Origin of the sequence: Idiomarina loihiensis L2TR, from assembly GCF_000008465.1 — a bacterium.
Taxonomy (GTDB): domain Bacteria; phylum Pseudomonadota; class Gammaproteobacteria; order Enterobacterales; family Alteromonadaceae; genus Idiomarina; species Idiomarina loihiensis.
Genome location: NC_006512.1, coordinates 2,820,445 through 2,839,318, shown reverse-complemented (window position 1 = coordinate 2,839,318; position 18,874 = coordinate 2,820,445). Strand labels below are relative to the sequence as shown.

Below are 18,874 nucleotides of genomic sequence, written 5' to 3'. Positions count from 1 at the left end.
CGGCCAGCGTGGGAAATAGCAAACTGACCGATGGAATATTAGTTATGAAAAGAACATTTCAACCAAGCGTATTAAAGCGCAAGCGTTCACACGGTTTCCGTGCTCGCATGGCAACAAAAAATGGCCGCAAAGTACTGGCTCGTCGCCGTGCACGTGGTCGTAAAGTACTGAGTGCATAAAAGTATCTCATACGGAAGGGAGTTACGTCTGTTAACTCCCTCTCATTTCCAGACTGTATTCTCAAACCCTCCTGTAAAAGCCGTTACTGCTCATGTCACTATGTTGGCAACCCCCAATGAGTTAGGGCACCCACGTATTGGTGTTACCGTCAGCAAAAAGCGAGCTAAGCGCGCCGTTGACCGAAACCGCATAAAACGACAAATACGTGAAACCTTCCGTTTAAGGCAACATAAAATTCCCGCTTTTGACATTGTAATTATTGCTAAGCAGGGTATTGTCGAGCAGGATAACGCCGCATTACGGGATACGTTGAATTATTTATGGCGAAAATTAGCAAAGCGTTGCGAACAATACCAATCGCGTTCATAAAGGTTTATCAGTGGTTTATCAGTCCACTGCTGGGCCCGCGTTGTCGTTTTTATCCATCTTGCTCACATTATGCCTGTGAGGCCATACAAAAACACGGTACAATCCGTGGCATTGGCCTTGCTGCAGTAAGAATCAGTAAATGTCACCCAGCTCATGAGGGCGGCTACGACCCGGTTCCACTTGCTAAGCAAGACGCCAAGCCAGAAAATAACAGCGAATCCGAATCTTTACTAAATCAGCCAACAGAGACGAAATCACTATGAATTCGCCACGCACGATATTATTTATTGCCTTTTTAGTGGTGTCTTTCTTCCTATACCAGAATTGGATGGTGGAAACCGCACCCGGAACAAAAGCACCTGAAAACGTTACCTCAACACAATCGAGCAATAACGCTGAAAACAGCGATGTGCCCTCAGGCAGTTCAGCCGTTTCGGCAGACGTCCCGGAAAGTGATCAGCCGGTTGTAGCTCAGCGGGCTGAAACCACAGTTCACGTTCGCACCGACGTGTTAGATGTTGAGATAGATACCCGCGGTGGTGATGTTGTTTCGACTCACTTACTCAAGTTTGCGAAAACTCAGGGTTCTGAAGAACGCTTTCAACTTCTGCAAAACAGTTCAAACAACGTTTACGTCGCTCAGTCAGGCCTAATTGGCCCGGACGGAATTGATGGCAAAGACGGCCGCCCTTCTTATAACTACGAACAAGAAAGCTACGAGTCTACAAGCGAGGTTATTGAAGTTCCTTTAACCTATACGGCTGAGAACGGCGCTGTTTATCGTAAAGTATTTACCTTCACGCCAGGAAAATACACTGTTGATGTTCGGTACGAAGTAGAAAATAACACCAGCAAAACGCTTGAAACCCAATTTTACGGCCAATTAAAACGTTCCGTACACTCAGGCGAAAGTGGCAGTATGATCATGCCTACCTATTTTGGTGCAGCTTATTCCTACGATGAAGACAAGTTCGAAAAATACGATTTCGACAGCATGCAGGACAAAAAGCTGAACGTTACTTCGCAAACTGGTTGGGTCGGAATGCTTGAGCACTATTTCGTGTCAGCCTGGGTGCCGAAACAAGGTCAGCAAAATCGTCTTTATTCTCGAGTAGCCAATGGCAGCCAGGCAATTATCGGTGTCATTTATCCAATGACTGATATTCAGCCAGGCAGCTCCAAAACGATTGAGTCTCAAGTATTTCTGGGTCCAAAAGACCAAGACGCTATGGCTGAAGTCGTCGAGTATCTGGACTTAACCGTCGACTATGGTTTCCTATGGTGGTTAGCTCAACCGATATTCAAACTGCTGCAGTTCTTACAAAGCATCGTTATTAACTGGGGTCTGGCTATTATCCTGACCACAGTTATTGTTAAAGCGCTATTGTTCCCGCTAACTAAGGCGCAATACGTTTCAATGGCTAAGATGCGCATGCTGCAGCCAAAAATGACGGCTCTGCGCGAGCGTTATGGTGACGACCGACAAAAGATGTCAGGCGCCATGATGAAGCTCTATAAAGAGGAGAAAGTGAATCCTCTGGGCGGCTGTCTGCCTATGCTGTTACAACTTCCAATCTTCCTGGCGCTATACTGGGTGCTATTGGAAAGTGTTGAACTGCGTCATTCTGCTTTTGTGTTCTGGATACAGGATCTGTCAACCAAAGACCCATACTACATCCTGCCTATTTTAATGGGTGCCAGTATGTTCCTGATGCAGCGACTGCAGCCGACACCGACAGCTGACCCAATGCAACAGAAACTGTTTCAGTATATGCCGGTTATCTTTACCGTATTCTTCCTGTGGTTCCCATCGGGTCTGGTACTGTACTGGCTGGTCAGTAACTTGATTACCATTGCGCAAATGCTGATCATTTACCGTGGGTTAGAAAAGAAAGGGATTAACGTTCGAAACAAGAAGTAATCCAGCATTAAGGCCCGGCTAATGCCGGGCTTTAGTCCTTTTGGGAGCAGCAAAAATGCAAACTGAAACAGATTTTGACGACACCATAGTAGCTCAGGCAACGCCTCCCGGACGCGGCGGTGTTGGTATTGTTCGCGTGAGCGGAAAAGCCTGTAAAGAGGTTGCAGAAAAGCTGTTAGGTCACTGCCCCAAGCCTCGTAAAGCAGAGTACTTGCCTTTTTATGACTTACAGGAACAACTGTTGGACGAAGGCATAGCGCTCTTTTTCCCAGGTCCAAACTCCTTTACCGGAGAAGATGTCTTAGAACTGCAAGGCCACGGCGGGCCGGTTATTATCGATATGATAATTCGAGCAATACTGGAAATTCCCGGTATTCGCCCTGCTCGTCCCGGTGAGTTTAGCGAACGAGCATTCTTAAACGACAAGCTCGATCTCACCCAGGCAGAAGCCATTGCCGACCTAATTGATACCAACTCAGAGCAGGCCGCAAAAGCCGCCTTACAAAGCCTAAAAGGTGAGTTTTCTCATAAAATTGATCAGTTGGTAGACGCCGTTATTCACCTGAGAATATACGTTGAAGCGGCTATCGACTTTCCTGATGAAGAAATCGATTTTCTTTCCGATGGCAAAGTATCCGGCGATTTAGCTGAAATTATCGACCAGCTGTTCCACATAGAACAAGAAGCCAAGCAAGGCACGCTCATGCGCGAAGGCATGCGCATTGTTATTGCCGGACGCCCCAATGCGGGTAAGTCCAGCTTGCTTAACGCGCTGGCGGGTCGTGAATCAGCTATTGTGACAGAAATAGCCGGAACCACTCGCGATGTTCTGCGGGAGCACATTCAAATAGACAGTATGCCGCTGCATATTATCGATACCGCAGGTTTACGCGAAAGCCCTGACCATGTTGAGAAAATTGGTATTGAACGCGCCTGGGATGAAATACGCCAGGCTGACCGCGTGCTGTTTATGGTCGACAGTCAGGAAACCTCTGCCATTCATCCCGACGATATTTGGCCAGAGTTTTTCGCTCAGCTACCAGAAGATATGCCCTACACCGTTATTCGCAATAAAGTCGATTTATCGGAAGAGCCCACGGGTATAGATGAACACAACAACATTCCGGTTATTCATCTTTCCGCCAAAACCGGACACGGCATTGAATTGCTTAGAGAACACCTAAAACATTGTGTTGGTTACAGTGCAACCTCCGAAGGCAGTTTCATGGCAAGACGCCGCCATCTAGAGGCTCTGGCTAAAGCGAAAGTACATCTACTGCAAGGTCTGGAACAGTTAGAAGCCAATATGGCAGGTGAAATACTGGCAGAAGAACTGCGTCTAACTCAACAGCACCTCAATGAAATTACCGGCGAATTCACTTCCGATGATCTCCTTGGCCAGATTTTTGGTTCGTTTTGTATTGGTAAATAAAGCTTTTTCTTAGTCGTACAACTAAGGAGCACCAGTGAAAGACAAGTTAGCGCAATGGGGGTTTGACTATGTTCGCCTGCGGTTTGGCTTCCGAACCGGCGTTGCTGCCTGCTTATCTCTTATTATTGCCTGGGCTATGGGCTTAGAGCATCCTCAATGGTCTGCTATGACGGTTTGGGCTGTTTCCCAGCCAACTCGTGGTCTTCTTATAGAAAAGGCCGCATACCGGGCGTTAGGCACTCTTTTAGGGACTATGTTCGGTATGGTGCTGGTTGTTTCTGCCAGTGGCGAAATCATTTGGCTGGTGGCGGGCTTAACTCTGTGGGTATCGCTTTGTGTTTACACGGGTAATTTACTGCACGGGCTCATTTCTTACGGCACCATACTTGCCGGTTATTCAGCGTCCATGGTGGTGTTGCTAACACAAAGCTCAGACGCACTCATGCCGCTGGGTGTTGACCGTTTACTCACGGTTTTTGTCGGCATTATGACATCACTCGTTATTGGCTGGGCTTTTACTTATAAAAGAGCGGAACAAAGCTTAATTAACCAACTTCGCCGACAAACCGCGGCTAACTTGCACGATATTAGCCGTTACTTCGCCGAACCGGATAATAACGATTTAAACCTTGCCGATAAATTATCAAAACTGGCAGCACTGGAAGCCCAACTGCTCGATCACGGTACCGGCTCTGTCAGTGCTCATGAATCGGCCAAAACGTTACGTGTAGTTATTAACAGCCAATTGGGGTTTTTGGCTGAACTGAATATCCAGGAGCCAGAAAAAAATTTGGAAGTAAGCGATTACTTACTCGACGCGTCAAATAAATTAAATGCTTCCGCTAAACGAACTGAAATTATAGAACCTCTTAAAAATGCTCTGGAATCCATTAAAAACGCCGCATTGAAAAAGCGCTTTAATGAATTCGTTGAAGCAACCAATGACCGGTTATCTTTTCGTGATTCAGGCAAAACCGCCACTTCCACCTTACTCAGCAAAACCATTTTGCATCGCGACTGGTTGGGTGCACGCCAGGCCGCCATACGAACGTTCGTTATTATGGGGCTCATTGGCGCAAGCTGGTGGTATACCGAATTATTTCAATTCGCTTATTTAATGCTGGGTGCTTCAGTTATGTTGACGCTGTTCTCCACCGCAGACAATCCGGCATTAACCATGAAATATGTATTTTTTGGGCAGTGTGCCGGCGCGCTAACAGCAGTACTTATTCAGGCAACGGTCTGGCAATATCAGGATTCCATTTTATGGATGCTGGTTGCTTTAATGCCGGTTATTTTGCTGGCGGGTTTTCCTATGGCTCATCAAAAAACGGCGAACGGCAGTATGGATTTCAACCTGGTCTTTTTGCTGTTAATGCAGCCCTCTATAGGTTATTCGTTCCACCTTGGTCATTCAGCGAGTATTGCTCTGGCAGTCGTTGCAGCCCCCCTACTTTCGTTAATTGCTTATCGGCTTATTTATCCAACCAATTTAAAAGCGCGTTATCAAAGCTTACTGCAAACTTTGACCGAAGAAATTGACCAGCTGAATAAAACAAAACTCACCGAAAGCCAGTACAATCGACGTAAAGCACGTTTCTACCATCGCGTAATCAAGCTCACCCAAATTAGCGACAAACTGGGAATGAAAGACAAAAACGCCATTCTCGGGCACCTTTTAACCGGCCAAAAGCGGTTAAATTCCACCGGTTAACTCAACCTTTTTAGCGCGCGGCCAACGTTTAATTTCATATTCACGCTGGCATGCTTTAGTTCGGTTCGGGTGCTCCTCACTCCAGACAAGTGCCACCGGACGACGCGCCCTGGTGTACTTAGCTCCTTTTTTATCGTCCGTATTATGCTCATTCACACGCCGCTCAATGTCAGTTGTGACACCGGTATAAAACGTATTGTCTGCACATTTAATTAGATAAACCGCCCAGCTCACGACTTGAACTCTCTCCAGCTAAACCCAATACATAGTGTAACAACAGTTACTCAATGAACCGACTAAGGATGACATTATGAGCAGACATTTTGATGAAGCCAAGGGTCTGTCTGAACAACATGACCCCGCAACACACGACTTTGTGTTTAACCAGACTATGTTCCGTATTAAAGACCCCGAGCGCACCTTAAAATTCTACAGTGAAGTTCTGGGCATGACATTAGTTAAGCGGTTCGACTTTCCAGAAATGGAGTTTACGTTGTATTTCATGGCTGCCATGTCGCCTGAACAACGTAAAGGTTGGTCAACCGACCATGACAAGCGCATTGAACAGACCTTTGGTCGACCGGCCATGCTGGAACTGACTCACAACTGGGGTGACGAGAACGACGACTCAGTGTCTTATCACAGTGGTAATGAAGAGCCTAAAGGCTTTGGTCACATAGGTTTCGCCGTACCAGATATTGATGCCGCTTGTGAGCGCTTCGAAAAAATGGGCGTAGAATTTCAAAAACGCCCGAACGACGGTAAAATGAAAGGCATTGCCTTTATTAAAGACTCGGATGGCTACTGGATTGAAATATTCACACCGGATCGCCAACCGGAATTGCTGAAAGAGCACTTAAAATAACGATGGTACCGTGAAAAAAGGCCAGTTCATTTGAGCTGGCCTTTTTCTCTTCTGTAGTACCTTTGCAATTCATTTTACTGTTCTGAAAGCATCGACTTCACTCTATCTTCCAGAGACGTCATTCCATGCTCGCGTCCAACTTCTAACGCGTTTTCTACCGACATTCCATCTAACCAGCCGGCACGCAATGCCATTAACGCCCCAACGCGGTTACTGGAAGCACAATGAACCAGCACGGTTTTATCGCTGTTCTCTAATAAAATACGATCAACCAGGCGTGCGTTAGCAAGCGTTACTCCATCAGCTCCATTTACCGGAACATGGTAATACGCCATACCATTAAGGGTAACCACTGCGGCTTCCTCACTGTCGGTCATTTCTTTCTGCGACAGCAGATTAATCACCACATCACCACCTTCATCAGCAAAGTCAGTCAATTGCTCGTTTGATGGTGTGCCCATCACCCATAACTTATCCGACACCTGTTTCGGTGACTCAATGCCTGCAAAAACATTCGTTGAAACTATTGCTACACTAAAAGCGACTAATACATTAACCAGAGCTTTTACCATTTAGATTCTCCTGTATGATTCTCGTGTTTTTAATAGTAGCAAATGAGTTAGAAATTTTATGACCGTTTTACATCTTTTAGTGGGTACAACCTCCGGAAATACCGAGTTTTTAGCCGATACTGTCAGCGAAAAGTTAAATCAGCAGGGCATTGAAACCGAACTCCATTACGAACCGGAGTTTGAGAAGCTGCCCAGCGATCAACCCTGGTTAATTTTTCTTGCCAGCCATGGTGCAGGTGATTATGCCGACTCCATGCTCGATTTCTACGACGAAATAAATGATCCCCAAAGTCCTGATTTAGCCGGACTGAACTATGCCGTAGTAGCTGTTGGTGAGTCCTGTTATGACACCTTCTGTGAAGCCGGTCGACATTGTGATAAACGCTTACAGGAATTAGGTGGAACTCAAATAACCGATCGTTTAGAAATTGATATGCTGGAAGACGATCCGGAAGAGAAAACGTTAAACTGGCTGCCCGCGATCGCTGATGCTGTAAAGGCTCTGTGATCATACCCACAGGCTTGTGCACAAGGATTTCAGCTTGTGACTAAGGTTGGAATAAGATCACTTAAGCACTGTCAGTGAAGTGGGTATAACACTGGGGATAAACTGATCTGTGTATAACTACCCTACTTATCCACGATCTATGATCCCGGTTCAAGGTCACTTATCTACAAAGAGTGATCTTACTCCAGGATATATAAAAAAAGGGCTTCAGCGATCTATTCACAGAAATCCACTGACTAGTAGTAATAGTAATAAAAGATCTAAATAAGATCCTTTACTGATCTTCTTTAAGATCTTTAACAGCACTGAACGAAATTTAACCATTTAGATTTAAGTGAAATCGCGTTAAAATAACCGGCTAACTTCCTATTCTTCAAACAAAGGTCACTTTGCATGTCACAACAGAGCCAACAACACTTTGACGTTATTGTTGTCGGTGGAGGACACGCCGGAACAGAAGCTGCGTTAGCCGCCGCTCGTTTAGGTGTTAAAACCCTATTGCTTACGCATAATATTGATACTTTAGGGCAAATGTCCTGTAACCCAGCCATTGGGGGAATAGGAAAAGGTCATTTAGTAAAAGAGATCGATGCACTTGGCGGCGTTATGGCCAAAGCAGCTGACAAAGCCGGAATTCAATTCAGAACACTGAATTCATCCAAAGGCCCTGCAGTGCGCGCAACCAGAGCTCAGGCTGACCGACAGCTTTACAAACAAGCGATCCGCTACGCACTGGAAACCCAACCGAATCTGTCAATATTCCAACAAGGTTGTGACGATCTGATCGTCGAGAACGATCGCGTTACTGGCGTTGTTACCCAAATGGGTCTTAAATTTACGGCAAAAACCGTGGTGCTAACCGTAGGAACATTCCTCGGCGGACAAATCCATATTGGTCTGGATAACTACCAGGGCGGTCGCGCAGGCGATCCTCCATCAAACGCATTAGCTAAACGATTACGTGCATTGCCGTTACGAGTTGAACGTTTAAAAACCGGTACGCCACCGCGTATAGCCAGTCACAGCGTTGATTTTTCCGTTATGCAGGAACAACCGGGCGATAATCCGACTCCAGTATTTTCTTACATGGGTTCTCGTTCTGATCACCCGCAACAAATTCCGTGTTACATCACGCACACCAACGAAAATACCCACGAAATTATTCGTTCAGGGCTTGATCGTTCACCCATGTATTCTGGTGTGATTGAAGGCGTAGGACCACGTTACTGTCCTTCAATTGAAGATAAAATTGTGCGTTTTGCTGACAAAGGCTCGCATCAAATTTTTGTTGAACCAGAAGGCTTAAATACCTTTGAAATTTACCCTAATGGCATTTCAACCAGCTTGCCGTTTGATGTTCAGCAACGTCTCGTTCAGTCAATTAAAGGCTTTGAAAATGCGCATATCACACGCCCAGGTTATGCGATCGAATACGATTACTTTGATCCCCGAGATCTGAAACAATCTCTGGAAACCAAAGTCATTAACGGCTTGTTCTTCGCTGGCCAAATTAACGGCACAACAGGCTATGAAGAAGCCGGTGCGCAAGGGCTTATTGCCGGTTTAAATGCCGCGTTGCAGGCTCAGGACAAAGAATCCTGGGCACCACGACGCGATCAGGCCTACATGGGTGTGTTGATCGATGATTTATCGACTTTGGGCACTCAGGAACCTTACCGTATGTTCACTTCGCGCGCTGAATATCGCCTGTTGCTGCGTGAAGATAACGCTGATATGCGATTAACTGAAATTGGTCGTAATCTCGGTTTAGTGGATGATGAACGCTGGGCCGCGTTTAATAAGAAAATGGAATCAGTCGAGCAGGAAAAACAACGTTTAAAAACTACCTGGGTGCATAAAGATCATGCATCTGTAGAGCAAATTAACGCGCTGGTTAAAAGCCCTGTCACCAAAGAAGTCAGTGGCGAAGAACTATTACGCCGCCCGGAAATTCATTACAAAGATTTAGCCTTAACTGACTTTTTTGCGCCGGGGTTAGAGGATCCTTTAGCGGCAGAACAAGTTGAGATCCAAATTAAATACGCGGGTTATATAACGCGTCAGCAGGAAGAAATAGCAAAACAACAACGTCATGAAAATACCTTGCTGCCCTCGCCTTTCGATTACGCTAAAATTAAGGGGTTATCGAACGAAGTGGTTGCGAAATTAAATGATCATCAGCCTGAGACCGTTGGTAAAGCAGCGCGTATTTCCGGAATTACTCCGGCGGCTGTTTCAATGTTATTGGTTCACCTGAAAAAACAGGGTTTATTGCGTAAAAGTGCTTAAGGAAGAAATGTGAAAGAGCAGTTAAAGGGATTATTAGATCAGGCACAAATAAACCTGTCAGAAGCACAGATTGAGCAACAACTGGCGTTAGTAGGCTTACTGGATAAATGGAATAAAGCTTATAACCTGACCAGCGTGAGAAACCCGAAGGATATGCTGACCCGACATATTATGGACAGCCTGGCTGTTCGTCAGTATTTACATGGGCAGCGCTTCATCGATGTCGGTACAGGACCAGGGCTACCGGGTTTACCCTTAGCCATAGCCGAACCGGATAATGAATTTGTTTTACTCGATAGTTTAGGCAAGCGAATCCGTTTTATTCGTCAGGTTTGTCATGAGCTAAAACTAACCAATGTTACGGCTGTGCAGGCGCGGGTGGAAGACTATCAGGACGAAAAGCAGTTTGATGGTGTAATCAGTAGAGCCTTTGCCTCGCTTAATGATATGCTTTCGTGGTGTGAACATTTACCGGCTGAAAACGGTCGGTTTTATGCGTTGAAAGGGCTGTATCCGCAAGACGAACTGGAGCAGTTGCCCGAGCAATATAAAATTGAAAGTATTGAGCAAATTAACGTTCCCGGCATTGACGCGAGCCGGCATATCGTCATTATAAGCAAACGGTCATAAAACAACCGACAGTCGACTATCCGACAACAACAAGAGGTTATAAAACCCGTGGCTAGAACCATTGCTATTGCGAATCAAAAAGGCGGAGTAGGAAAAACAACTACAGCAGTTAACTTAGCTGCGTCCATGGCTGCTACCCGTCGCAAAGTGTTGTTGATTGACCTGGACCCTCAGGGTAACGCGACTATGGGCAGTGGCGTTGATAAGTACGATGTTGAAAATACCATTTACGAATTGCTGATTGAAGAAAAGCCAGTCGGCGACGTTGCCGTAAAAGACACCAACGGTAAATATCATTTAATAGCGGCTAATGCCGATGCTACAGCTGCAGAAATTAAGTTAATGGAAGTTTTTGCACGCGAATTGCGTTTACGTAATGCACTTAAAGCCGTTCAGGATAGCTACGACTATATTTTTATCGATTGTCCGCCATCGCTGAATATGTTGACCGTTAACGGCATGGCCGCCGCTGACTCTATTCTGGTGCCCATGCAGTGCGAGTATTATGCACTGGAAGGTCTTACCGCATTAATGGAAACTATTCGTCAGCTGGCCGACGTGGTTAATCCTGGGCTGGAAATTGAAGGTATTTTGCGGACTATGTACGATCCGCGTAATCGTCTGGCTAACGATGTTTCAGAACAGCTCAAAAACCACTTTGGTGAGAAAGTTTACCGGACCGTAATTCCACGTAACGTCCGTTTAGCCGAAGCACCTTCATTTGGTGCGCCGGCTATGTACTACGACAAGTCATCCACCGGGTCAAAGGCCTATTTAGCCTTAGCGGGTGAACTTATCCGACGTTCTGAAAATCGTAAAGAAGTAGCAAAAGAATCATAACAAGGGAATAAAGCGAATCATGTCGGCAAAAAAACGAGGTTTAGGTCGCGGTCTGGATGCCTTACTGACCAGTAATCAGCAAAACTCTGACCGTCAATCAGAGCAAGTGACGGAAGAAGTTAAAGGTGAGTTACAGAAGCTGCCGGTTGAGTTTTTAAAGCCCGGTCGTTACCAACCTCGTAAAGACATGTCACCTGAAGCCTTAGAAGACTTAGCCGCTTCGGTAAAAGCCCAGGGGATAATACAGCCTATTGTTGTGCGCCCTGTTGGCAAAGACGAATATGAGATTATTGCGGGTGAGCGTCGCTGGCGTGCGGCGCAACTGGCAAAGCTTGAACTGGTTCCTTGCCTGATTAAAGACGTACCTGATGAAGCCGCAGTAGCTATCGCGTTAATTGAAAACATTCAGCGTGAAGATTTAAACGCAATGGAAGAAGCCACTGCGTTACAACGTTTGTTGGTCGAGTTTCAGATGACTCACCAGGACGTTGCTCAGGCAGTGGGTAAATCACGGACTACGGTGACCAATTTGCTGCGCCTTAATAACTTGCAGGACGGCGTTAAAGTGTTACTTGAGCGTGGTGATATTGAACTTGGCCATGCCAAGTTGTTACTTGCGCTGGAAGGCGAACAACAAGCCGACGTAGCACAACAGATTGTCGCAAAAGATATGACCGTACGTGACGCAGAAAAACTCGTCAGACGTACAATAGACCCTCCCAAAGAAACCGAAAAACCAGAGCCAGACGCTAATATTGAACATTTAGAAACCAAGTTGTCTGAAACCCTGGGAGCCAAAGTTTCCATTAACCATGGTCGTAAAGGAAAGGGTAAACTGGTTATCAGTTACACCAACCTGGACGAACTGGATGGAATTCTGACTCACATCAAATAATAATTTCCAATGCATTGATTGTTGTAGAACTTTTGTTAAATGGCATAGAAACCGTCGCCTACAGGCAAATTTGTTTGCAATTACATGGCAGATCTTTATACTAGCGCGAGTTTCGTTGTGGCTGCTTGAAAGCCTCAAAAAAATAGCCGCCAGTTAAAAGGTTTTAGTCGTGACACAGGCACTTAATGCGGTAGGTAAAAAGCTGGCAGGAAAAGTTGTAGGTACACAATTTATAGCGGTTTTGATAGCCGCACTTGTCACGATAGCAGTTTCAAATACACAGTCGGCTTTGGGTATTCTGTGTGGCGGATTAACCGTCGTAATACCAAGCGCTCTATTTGCACTTATCGCTTTTAGACACGCAGGCGCACGCGCTAATCAGAAAGTTGTACAAAGTTTCTTTTTAGGCGAAGGCGTTAAGCTACTGCTTACAGCAGTGTTGTTAACAATCGCATTGCTGGTAACAAATTTATATCCTGTGTGGTTATTGGTCGGTTTTGTCATCGCCGTCACCATGCAGTGGATAGCACCGGTTTTATTTTTAAAATCAACCTAACTGGGAAACAACATGATAAGTGGAGAACAAACTCCGACTCAGTATATCCAGCATCACCTCCAAAATTGGACGGTTGGTGAAGGGTTCTGGGCGGTGAACGTCGATACTATCTTCTGGTCCGTGTTACTGGGTGTGCTGTTTCTGTGGAGTTTCCGCAGAGTAGCGAAAAAATCCTCTGCTGGGGTACCTGGTAAATGGCAATGCTTTGTCGAAATGATTGTCGAGTTTGTTGACAACAGCGTCAAAGAATCCTTTCACGGTAAAGATAAACTGATAGCACCTCTGGCATTAACCATCTTCGTCTGGATATTCCTGATGAACCTGATGGACTTAATTCCGGTTGACTGGCTACCAACAGCTGCTATGTATGGCGGTTATTGGTTAGGCTTTGTTGAAGACCCGCATGATGTGTACATGAAAGTAGTACCAACAACTGACCTGAATACAACTTTTGCATTGAGTTTAAGCGTATTTGCGCTAATTATTATCTACTCAATCAAATATAAAGGTGTGAAAGGCTTCGCTAAAGAAATGACTTTCACTCCGTTTAATCACTGGGCATTAATACCAGTGAACTTTGTACTGGAAAGTATCACGTTATTAGCAAAACCAGCGTCACTGGCACTGCGTTTGTTCGGTAACATGTATGCAGGTGAATTGATATTTATTCTAATTGCAATGATTGGATTCTGGCAGCTACCGGCGCACTTTGCGTGGGCAGTGTTCCATATTCTGGTTATTACATTGCAAGCGTTTATTTTCATGATGCTGACCATTGTTTACTTAAGCATGGCGTCATCTGAACACTAGTGTTCGAAACAAAAGTTTTTAGCTTTACTTTTAACTTTAATCTACTGAAAAACTGGAGAAATCAATGGAAACTGTAGTTGCTTTTACTGCTATCGCTGTATCAATCATGATCGGTCTGGCTGCACTGGGTACTGCCCTGGGCTTTGGTATTCTGGGTGGTAAATTCCTGGAAGCTGCTGCTCGTCAACCAGAACTGGCACCACAGCTGCAAGTTAAAATGTTCATCGTTGCAGGTCTTATCGATGCTATCGCGATGATCGGTGTTGCTGTTGCATTGCTGTTCACGTTTGCGAACCCATTCTTAACCCAGGTAGCAGGCTAATCGTTATTCGACGGTCACCAACTGAAGGAGGTCCGTTGTGAATATCAACGCTACTCTAATTGGACAAACGATCGCGTTTATCGTGTTCGTGTGGTTCTGCATGAAATTTGTATGGCCACCGATCATCAAAGCTATCGAGGAACGTCAGAAGAAAATTGCTGACGGCCTTAATGCCGGTGAACGTGCTCAAAAAGATTTAGAGAAAGCCCAGCAAGAAATTGCCGAGCAGCTCAAAGAAGCGAAACAGCAAGCCGCTGAAATCATTGAACAGTCGAAAAAACGTGGTGCTAAAATTGTTGAGGAAGAAACTCAACGTGGCCACGAAGAACGTGAAAAAATCGTTGCGGCCGGACATGAAGAAGTTGCTGCTGAACGCAATCGTGTTCGCGAAGAGCTGCGCAAGCAAGTTGCCGTATTAGCGGTGTCTGGGGCTCAGAAAATCATTGAGCGTGAAATTGATAAAGACGCTCATAGTGACATTGTTGAAAAACTGGTCGCTGAACTTTAATAAAGGGGTTTGAGCTTATGTCAGAACTGACTACGGTCGCTCGCCCTTACGCAAAAGCAGCTTTTGATTTTGCTTTAGAACAGGGAGCGCTCGATAAGTGGGCAGAAATGCTTAGCTTCGCTGCTGCGGTGGCGCAAGACGAGACTATTGCCTCATTTTTGAGTAGCTCCTCGACTGTTGGGAAAACAACAGAGGTTTTCTTGGGTGTTTGCGGCGACGAGCTCGACGACAACGCTAAGAACTTCGTTAAAGTACTGGCTGAAAATGAACGTCTGCCAGTGTTACCAGCAGTTAGTGAGCTCTATCAGACGCTTCGTGCTGAACATGACAAAGAAGTCACTGTAGATGTTAAATCGGCAGTTAAACTGCTGAAAGCACAACAAACGGCTTTGATTAAAGCACTTGAGAAGCGCCTGCAACGCAAAATTAAGCTGAACTGCAGTGTCGACAAGTCCATTATTGGCGGACTTGTTATAGAAGCTGGTGATACCGTTATTGACGGCACCTTGCGCGGCAAGCTCGACAGACTTGCTTACGCACTGCAATCCTAATTGGGGACTTGAGCATGCAATTGAATTCAAATGAAATCGCAGAACTGATCAAACAGCGAATTGAGAAGTTCGAAGTCACCAGCGAAGCTCGCAACGAAGGTACCATCATGTCTGTTCAAGACGGTATCATTCGCATCCACGGACTTGCAGACTGTCTGCAAGGTGAAATGGTTGAGCTACCTGGTAATCGTTACGCTATCGCACTAAACCTTGAACGTGATTCTGTAGGTGCGGTTGTTATGGGCCCTTATGCAGACTTGCAGGAAGGCACCAAAGTAAAATCAACCGGTCGTATCCTTGAAGTTCCGGTTGGCGAAAAACTGTTGGGTCGTGTGGTTAACACACTAGGCCAGCCTATCGACGGTAAAGGTCCTATCGAAGCTGACGGCTATGAGCCAGTCGAGAAAATCGCACCGGGCGTTATTGAACGTCAGTCAGTTGATCAGCCAGTACAAACGGGTTACAAGTCAATTGACTCGATGATTCCGGTTGGTCGTGGTCAGCGTGAGCTTATCATCGGTGACCGTCAGACAGGTAAAACGGCTTTAGCAGTAGACGCTATTATCAATCAGAAAGATTCTGGTATTAAGTGTGTTTACGTAGCCATTGGTCAGAAAAACTCAACCATTTCAGCGGTTGTACGTAAGTTAGAAGAGCACGGCGCAATGGAAAACACCATTGTAGTTGCGGCTTCTGCTTCTGAATCAGCAGCCCTGCAATATCTGGCAGCTTACTCTGGTTGTACCATGGGTGAATACTTCCGTGACCGCGGTGAAGACGCTCTGATTGTATACGATGACCTGTCTAAACAGGCTGTTGCTTATCGTCAAATTTCACTGTTGTTGCGTCGTCCACCGGGTCGTGAAGCATTCCCTGGTGACGTTTTCTACCTTCACTCTCGTCTACTTGAGCGTGCTGCGCGTGTTAACGCTGACTACGTAGAAAAATTCACTGACGGTAAAGTGAAAGGCCAGACCGGCTCATTAACTGCCTTACCTATCATTGAAACTCAGGCAGGTGACGTATCGGCATTCGTACCGACTAACGTTATCTCTATCACCGATGGTCAGATCTTCCTTGAAACTGACTTATTTAACTCAGGTATTCGTCCTGCGGTTAACGCTGGTGTCTCGGTTTCACGTGTTGGTGGTTCAGCACAAACGAAAATCATCAAGAAACTGGGTGGCGGTATCCGTCTTGCCCTGGCTCAGTATCGTGAATTGGCGGCGTTCGCTCAGTTCGCATCTGACCTTGATGAATCGACTCGTTCACAGTTAGAGCACGGTCAACGTGTTACCGAACTGATGAAACAGAAACAGTACAAGCCTATGAGCGTGGCTCAAATGGCTGTATCAATTTATGCCGTTGAAAAAGGCTTCTTGAAAGACGTAGAAATCGACAAAATCATGGATTTTGAAGAATCTCTGCAATCTTTCATGGCGAGCGAATACGCCGAGCTAATGGCTGAGATTGATAAAACTGGCAACTATAACGACGACATCGATGCGCAATTGAAAGCCGCGCTTGAGAAATTCAAGCAAACGCAATCATGGTAATCGCACCTGGCCGCAATAGCGGCCATTTGTCGTTGAGTTAACAGGAGAATCGTCATGGCCAGCGGTAAAGAGATAAAAACTCAGATCTCGAGTATCGGTAATACTCAGAAGATCACCAGTGCTATGGAAATGGTCGCTGCGTCGAAAATGAAAAAGGCGCAGGAACGTATGGAGGCAAGTCGCCCCTATGCGGACACCATTCGCAAGGTGATTGGTCATGTGGCGCGCGGTAACCTCGAGTATCGTCATCCATTTATGGAAGAACGTCAGGTTAAGCGTGTGGGTTACATCATTGTGTCTACCGATCGTGGTTTGTGTGGCGGCTTGAACGGTAATGAGTTCAAAAAAGTCGTTAAACACGCTAACGAATGGAAAGAGCAGGATGTTGAAGCGGATTTTGCCGCTATAGGCAGCAAAGGAACCAGTTTCTTCAAGCGTTTTGGTAAGTTGAAAGCGCAGGTTTCAGGTATGGGCGATAAGCCAGAACTGAAGGAAATTACCGGTTCTATCCAGGTTATGCTGGATGCTTTTGAAGAAGGCAAAATCGATCGCTTGTACGTTGTATTCAATAAGTTTGTGAATACGATGACCCAGGAGCCGACCATTCATCAATTGTTGCCATTGCCGCAAGCAGGATCGGAAGAAGATGTGCAGACAGGTAGCTGGGATTACCTGTATGAGCCGAATCCGGAAAGTATCCTGGATACGCTAATTCGTCGCTTCGTAGAAATGCAAGTGTACCAAGGCGTAGTGGATAATTTTGCTAGTGAGCAAGCCGCTCGGATGATTGCGATGAAAGCTGCAACAGACAATGCCGAAGATATTATTGACCAATTACAATTGCGATATAACAAGGCTCGTCAGGCAGCAATTACGCAAGAAATTTCGGAAATCGTGTCCGGCGCCGAAGCGGTATAATGCGGCAACGGTTAACAGAATTGAAGAGTTAGAGGAAACGTCATGAGTCAAGGTAAGGTCGTACAAATTATCGGCGCCGTTGTGGATTTAGAATTTCCACAAGACGCTGTACCAAAAGTATACGACGCACTGAAAGTGACCGAAGGTGGCTTAGAAGGTTTGGTTCTGGAAGTTCAGCAGCAGCTGGGCGGCGGAATCGTACGTGCCATCGCAATGGGTACAACTGACGGTCTGCGTCGTGGTATCACCGCTAAAAATACCGGTGAATCAATCATGGTTCCAGTGGGTAAGAAAACCCTGGGCCGTATTATGGATGTATTGGGTAACCCAATTGATGAAGCGGGCCCTATCGGTGAAGAAGAGAAAATGTCTATTCACCGTGCGGCACCAAGCTACGAAGAACAGTCAAACACTAACGAACTGTTAGAAACCGGTATCAAAGTCATCGACTTGATTTGCCCGTTTGCTAAAGGTGGTAAAGTTGGTCTGTTCGGTGGTGCTGGTGTTGGTAAAACCGTTAACATGATGGAGCTTATCCGTAACATCGCTATCGAGCACAGCGGCTACTCAGTATTCGCTGGTGTTGGTGAGCGTACTCGTGAAGGTAACGACTTCTATCACGAGATGAACGATTCAAACGTTCTGGATAAAGTATCACTGGTTTATGGTCAGATGAACGAGCCACCGGGTAACCGTTTACGTGTTGCTCTGACTGGTTTGACTATCGCTGAGAAATTCCGTGACGAAGGTCGCGATGTACTTTTCTTCGTTGATAACATCTACCGTTACACCTTGGCCGGTACTGAGGTATCAGCACTGTTAGGCCGTATGCCTTCAGCGGTTGGTTATCAGCCTACCCTGGCCGAAGAAATGGGTGTTCTGCAGGAACGTATCACCTCTACTAAGACAGGTTCAATCACGTCTGTACAGGCCGTTTATGTGCCAGCGGATGACTTGACTGACCCATCTCCGGCAACAACCTTTGCTCACTTGGATGCAACCGTTGTACTTAACCGTGACATCGCGTCGTTGGGTATCTACCCTGCGGTTGACCCGCTGGACTCAACGTCACGTCAGTTGGATCCACAGGTTATCGGTGATGAGCACTACGACACAGCAATGGGTGTTCAGGAAGTACTGCAACGCTATAAAGAGCTGAAAGACATCATTGCGATTCTGGGTATGGACGAGCTGTCTGAAGAAGACAAATTGTCAGTATCTCGTGCTCGTAAAATTCAGCGCTTCTTGTCGCAGCCTTTCTTCGTAGCCGAAGTATTCACTGGTGCGCCAGGTAAATACGTATCTTTGAAAGATACTATTGCCGGCTTTAAAGGCATTTTGGACGGTGATTACGACGATATGCCAGAGCAGGCCTTCTACATGGTTGGTACCATCGAAGAAGCGGTAGAAAAAGCCAAAAACCTGTAACCGACCGGGA

Annotated in this window: 22 protein-coding genes; 20 read left to right on the top strand and 2 right to left on the bottom strand. The window is 46.0% G+C overall.

Annotated features, from left to right (window positions below):
• Window positions 1–44: 44 nt before the first annotated feature.
• The 6 genes from rpmH to IL_RS13515 are packed head-to-tail and all read left to right on the top strand — an operon-like array spanning window position 45 to window position 5,616.
• Window positions 45–179 (top strand): 50S ribosomal protein L34, encoded by a 135-nt coding sequence (gene rpmH, locus IL_RS13535; protein WP_011235863.1) that lies wholly within the window; start codon window positions 45–47, stop codon window positions 177–179.
• Entirely contained in the window at window positions 172–549 is a 378-nt protein-coding gene (gene rnpA / locus IL_RS13530; protein ID WP_011235862.1) for a ribonuclease P protein component, read from the top strand. The genes rpmH and rnpA overlap by 8 nt, the downstream gene beginning before the upstream one ends.
• Entirely contained in the window at window positions 501–812 is a 312-nt protein-coding gene (gene yidD / locus IL_RS13690) for a membrane protein insertion efficiency factor YidD (RefSeq protein ID WP_011235861.1), read from the top strand. The genes rnpA and yidD overlap by 49 nt, the downstream gene beginning before the upstream one ends.
• On the top strand, window positions 809–2,470 hold the full coding sequence (gene yidC / locus IL_RS13525; RefSeq protein WP_081423229.1) for a membrane protein insertase YidC: 1,662 nt from the start codon (window positions 809–811) through the stop codon (window positions 2,468–2,470). The genes yidD and yidC overlap by 4 nt, the downstream gene beginning before the upstream one ends.
• A 55-nt stretch (window positions 2,471–2,525) precedes the next feature.
• Window positions 2,526–3,902, top strand: coding sequence for a tRNA uridine-5-carboxymethylaminomethyl(34) synthesis GTPase MnmE (mnmE, locus tag IL_RS13520; RefSeq protein ID WP_011235859.1), 1,377 nt, complete (start codon window positions 2,526–2,528; stop codon window positions 3,900–3,902).
• A gap of 34 nt (window positions 3,903–3,936) precedes the next feature.
• A complete protein-coding gene (locus IL_RS13515) occupies window positions 3,937–5,616 on the top strand; it encodes an FUSC family protein (RefSeq protein ID WP_011235858.1) in 1,680 nt (559 codons plus the stop codon).
• Here IL_RS13515 and IL_RS13510 read toward each other — a convergent pair.
• A complete protein-coding gene (locus tag IL_RS13510; protein ID WP_011235857.1) occupies window positions 5,599–5,850 on the bottom strand; it encodes a GIY-YIG nuclease family protein in 252 nt (83 codons plus the stop codon). The two genes, IL_RS13515 and IL_RS13510, sit on opposite strands and share 18 nt — an antisense overlap.
• A gap of 76 nt (window positions 5,851–5,926) precedes the next feature.
• On the opposite strand from IL_RS13510, the gene gloA reads away from it, so the two are divergent.
• Complete coding sequence (gene gloA / locus IL_RS13505; protein WP_011235856.1) at window positions 5,927–6,481, top strand: lactoylglutathione lyase; 555 nt, start codon at window positions 5,927–5,929, stop codon at window positions 6,479–6,481.
• Window positions 6,482–6,555: 74 nt separating this feature from the next.
• On the opposite strand, the gene IL_RS13500 is transcribed toward gloA, so the two are convergent.
• The gene (locus tag IL_RS13500; protein WP_011235855.1) at window positions 6,556–7,053 is read right to left on the bottom strand and encodes a beta-lactamase hydrolase domain-containing protein; all 498 of its coding nucleotides are present in this window, start codon (window positions 7,051–7,053) and stop codon (window positions 6,556–6,558) included.
• A gap of 58 nt (window positions 7,054–7,111) precedes the next feature.
• On the opposite strand from IL_RS13500, the gene IL_RS13495 reads away from it, so the two are divergent.
• The 13 genes from IL_RS13495 (at window position 7,112) to atpD (ending at window position 18,864) form a co-directional block, all read left to right on the top strand.
• Window positions 7,112–7,561: a flavodoxin domain-containing protein gene (locus tag IL_RS13495; RefSeq protein WP_011235854.1), complete on the top strand. Its 450-nt coding sequence runs from the start codon at window positions 7,112–7,114 to the stop codon at window positions 7,559–7,561.
• 393 nt (window positions 7,562–7,954) lie between these two features.
• The gene (gene mnmG / locus IL_RS13490) at window positions 7,955–9,850 is read left to right on the top strand and encodes a tRNA uridine-5-carboxymethylaminomethyl(34) synthesis enzyme MnmG (protein ID WP_011235853.1); all 1,896 of its coding nucleotides are present in this window, start codon (window positions 7,955–7,957) and stop codon (window positions 9,848–9,850) included.
• Window positions 9,851–9,859: 9 nt separating this feature from the next.
• Window positions 9,860–10,480, top strand: coding sequence for a 16S rRNA (guanine(527)-N(7))-methyltransferase RsmG (gene rsmG, locus IL_RS13485; RefSeq protein WP_011235852.1), 621 nt, complete (start codon window positions 9,860–9,862; stop codon window positions 10,478–10,480).
• Window positions 10,481–10,528: 48 nt separating this feature from the next.
• Window positions 10,529–11,320 (top strand): ParA family protein, encoded by a 792-nt coding sequence (locus tag IL_RS13480; RefSeq protein WP_011235851.1) that lies wholly within the window; start codon window positions 10,529–10,531, stop codon window positions 11,318–11,320.
• A gap of 19 nt (window positions 11,321–11,339) precedes the next feature.
• Window positions 11,340–12,215: a ParB/RepB/Spo0J family partition protein gene (locus IL_RS13475; RefSeq protein WP_011235850.1), complete on the top strand. Its 876-nt coding sequence runs from the start codon at window positions 11,340–11,342 to the stop codon at window positions 12,213–12,215.
• Window positions 12,216–12,384: 169 nt separating this feature from the next.
• A complete protein-coding gene (locus IL_RS13470) occupies window positions 12,385–12,771 on the top strand; it encodes an ATP synthase subunit I (RefSeq protein ID WP_011235849.1) in 387 nt (128 codons plus the stop codon).
• A gap of 12 nt (window positions 12,772–12,783) precedes the next feature.
• Window positions 12,784–13,581, top strand: coding sequence for a F0F1 ATP synthase subunit A (gene atpB, locus IL_RS13465; protein ID WP_011235848.1), 798 nt, complete (start codon window positions 12,784–12,786; stop codon window positions 13,579–13,581).
• A gap of 64 nt (window positions 13,582–13,645) precedes the next feature.
• Entirely contained in the window at window positions 13,646–13,903 is a 258-nt protein-coding gene (atpE, locus tag IL_RS13460; protein ID WP_011235847.1) for a F0F1 ATP synthase subunit C, read from the top strand.
• A 37-nt stretch (window positions 13,904–13,940) separates the two neighbouring features.
• Window positions 13,941–14,411, top strand: a complete 471-nt coding sequence (gene atpF / locus IL_RS13455) for a F0F1 ATP synthase subunit B (RefSeq protein ID WP_011235846.1) — start codon at window positions 13,941–13,943, stop codon at window positions 14,409–14,411.
• A 17-nt stretch (window positions 14,412–14,428) separates the two neighbouring features.
• Complete coding sequence (gene atpH / locus IL_RS13450; protein ID WP_011235845.1) at window positions 14,429–14,962, top strand: F0F1 ATP synthase subunit delta; 534 nt, start codon at window positions 14,429–14,431, stop codon at window positions 14,960–14,962.
• A gap of 14 nt (window positions 14,963–14,976) precedes the next feature.
• The gene (atpA, locus tag IL_RS13445) at window positions 14,977–16,518 is read left to right on the top strand and encodes a F0F1 ATP synthase subunit alpha (RefSeq protein ID WP_011235844.1); all 1,542 of its coding nucleotides are present in this window, start codon (window positions 14,977–14,979) and stop codon (window positions 16,516–16,518) included.
• Window positions 16,519–16,572: 54 nt separating this feature from the next.
• Complete coding sequence (gene atpG, locus IL_RS13440) at window positions 16,573–17,436, top strand: F0F1 ATP synthase subunit gamma (RefSeq protein ID WP_011235843.1); 864 nt, start codon at window positions 16,573–16,575, stop codon at window positions 17,434–17,436.
• Window positions 17,437–17,478: 42 nt separating this feature from the next.
• Window positions 17,479–18,864, top strand: a complete 1,386-nt coding sequence (gene atpD / locus IL_RS13435) for a F0F1 ATP synthase subunit beta (protein ID WP_011235842.1) — start codon at window positions 17,479–17,481, stop codon at window positions 18,862–18,864.
• The last annotated feature ends 10 nt before the right edge of the window (window positions 18,865–18,874 follow it).

Excerpts from the sequence above, each read along its gene's own strand:
- rpmH (WP_011235863.1), top strand. The coding sequence starts at position 45 with ATGAAAAGAACATTTCAACCAAGCGTATTAAAGCGCAAGCGTTCACAC.
- yidD (WP_011235861.1), top strand. The coding sequence starts at position 501 with ATGGCGAAAATTAGCAAAGCGTTGCGAACAATACCAATCGCGTTCATA.
- yidC (WP_081423229.1), top strand. The coding sequence starts at position 809 with ATGAATTCGCCACGCACGATATTATTTATTGCCTTTTTAGTGGTGTCT.
- mnmE (WP_011235859.1), top strand. The coding sequence starts at position 2,526 with ATGCAAACTGAAACAGATTTTGACGACACCATAGTAGCTCAGGCAACG.
- gloA (WP_011235856.1), top strand. The coding sequence starts at position 5,927 with ATGAGCAGACATTTTGATGAAGCCAAGGGTCTGTCTGAACAACATGAC.
- IL_RS13500 (WP_011235855.1), bottom strand. The coding sequence starts at position 7,053 with ATGGTAAAAGCTCTGGTTAATGTATTAGTCGCTTTTAGTGTAGCAATA.
- IL_RS13495 (WP_011235854.1), top strand. The coding sequence starts at position 7,112 with ATGACCGTTTTACATCTTTTAGTGGGTACAACCTCCGGAAATACCGAG.
- mnmG (WP_011235853.1), top strand. The coding sequence starts at position 7,955 with ATGTCACAACAGAGCCAACAACACTTTGACGTTATTGTTGTCGGTGGA.
- IL_RS13475 (WP_011235850.1), top strand. The coding sequence starts at position 11,340 with ATGTCGGCAAAAAAACGAGGTTTAGGTCGCGGTCTGGATGCCTTACTG.
- atpB (WP_011235848.1), top strand. The coding sequence starts at position 12,784 with ATGATAAGTGGAGAACAAACTCCGACTCAGTATATCCAGCATCACCTC.
- atpE (WP_011235847.1), top strand. The coding sequence starts at position 13,646 with ATGGAAACTGTAGTTGCTTTTACTGCTATCGCTGTATCAATCATGATC.
- atpH (WP_011235845.1), top strand. The coding sequence starts at position 14,429 with ATGTCAGAACTGACTACGGTCGCTCGCCCTTACGCAAAAGCAGCTTTT.
- atpA (WP_011235844.1), top strand. The coding sequence starts at position 14,977 with ATGCAATTGAATTCAAATGAAATCGCAGAACTGATCAAACAGCGAATT.
- atpG (WP_011235843.1), top strand. The coding sequence starts at position 16,573 with ATGGCCAGCGGTAAAGAGATAAAAACTCAGATCTCGAGTATCGGTAAT.
- atpD (WP_011235842.1), top strand. The coding sequence starts at position 17,479 with ATGAGTCAAGGTAAGGTCGTACAAATTATCGGCGCCGTTGTGGATTTA.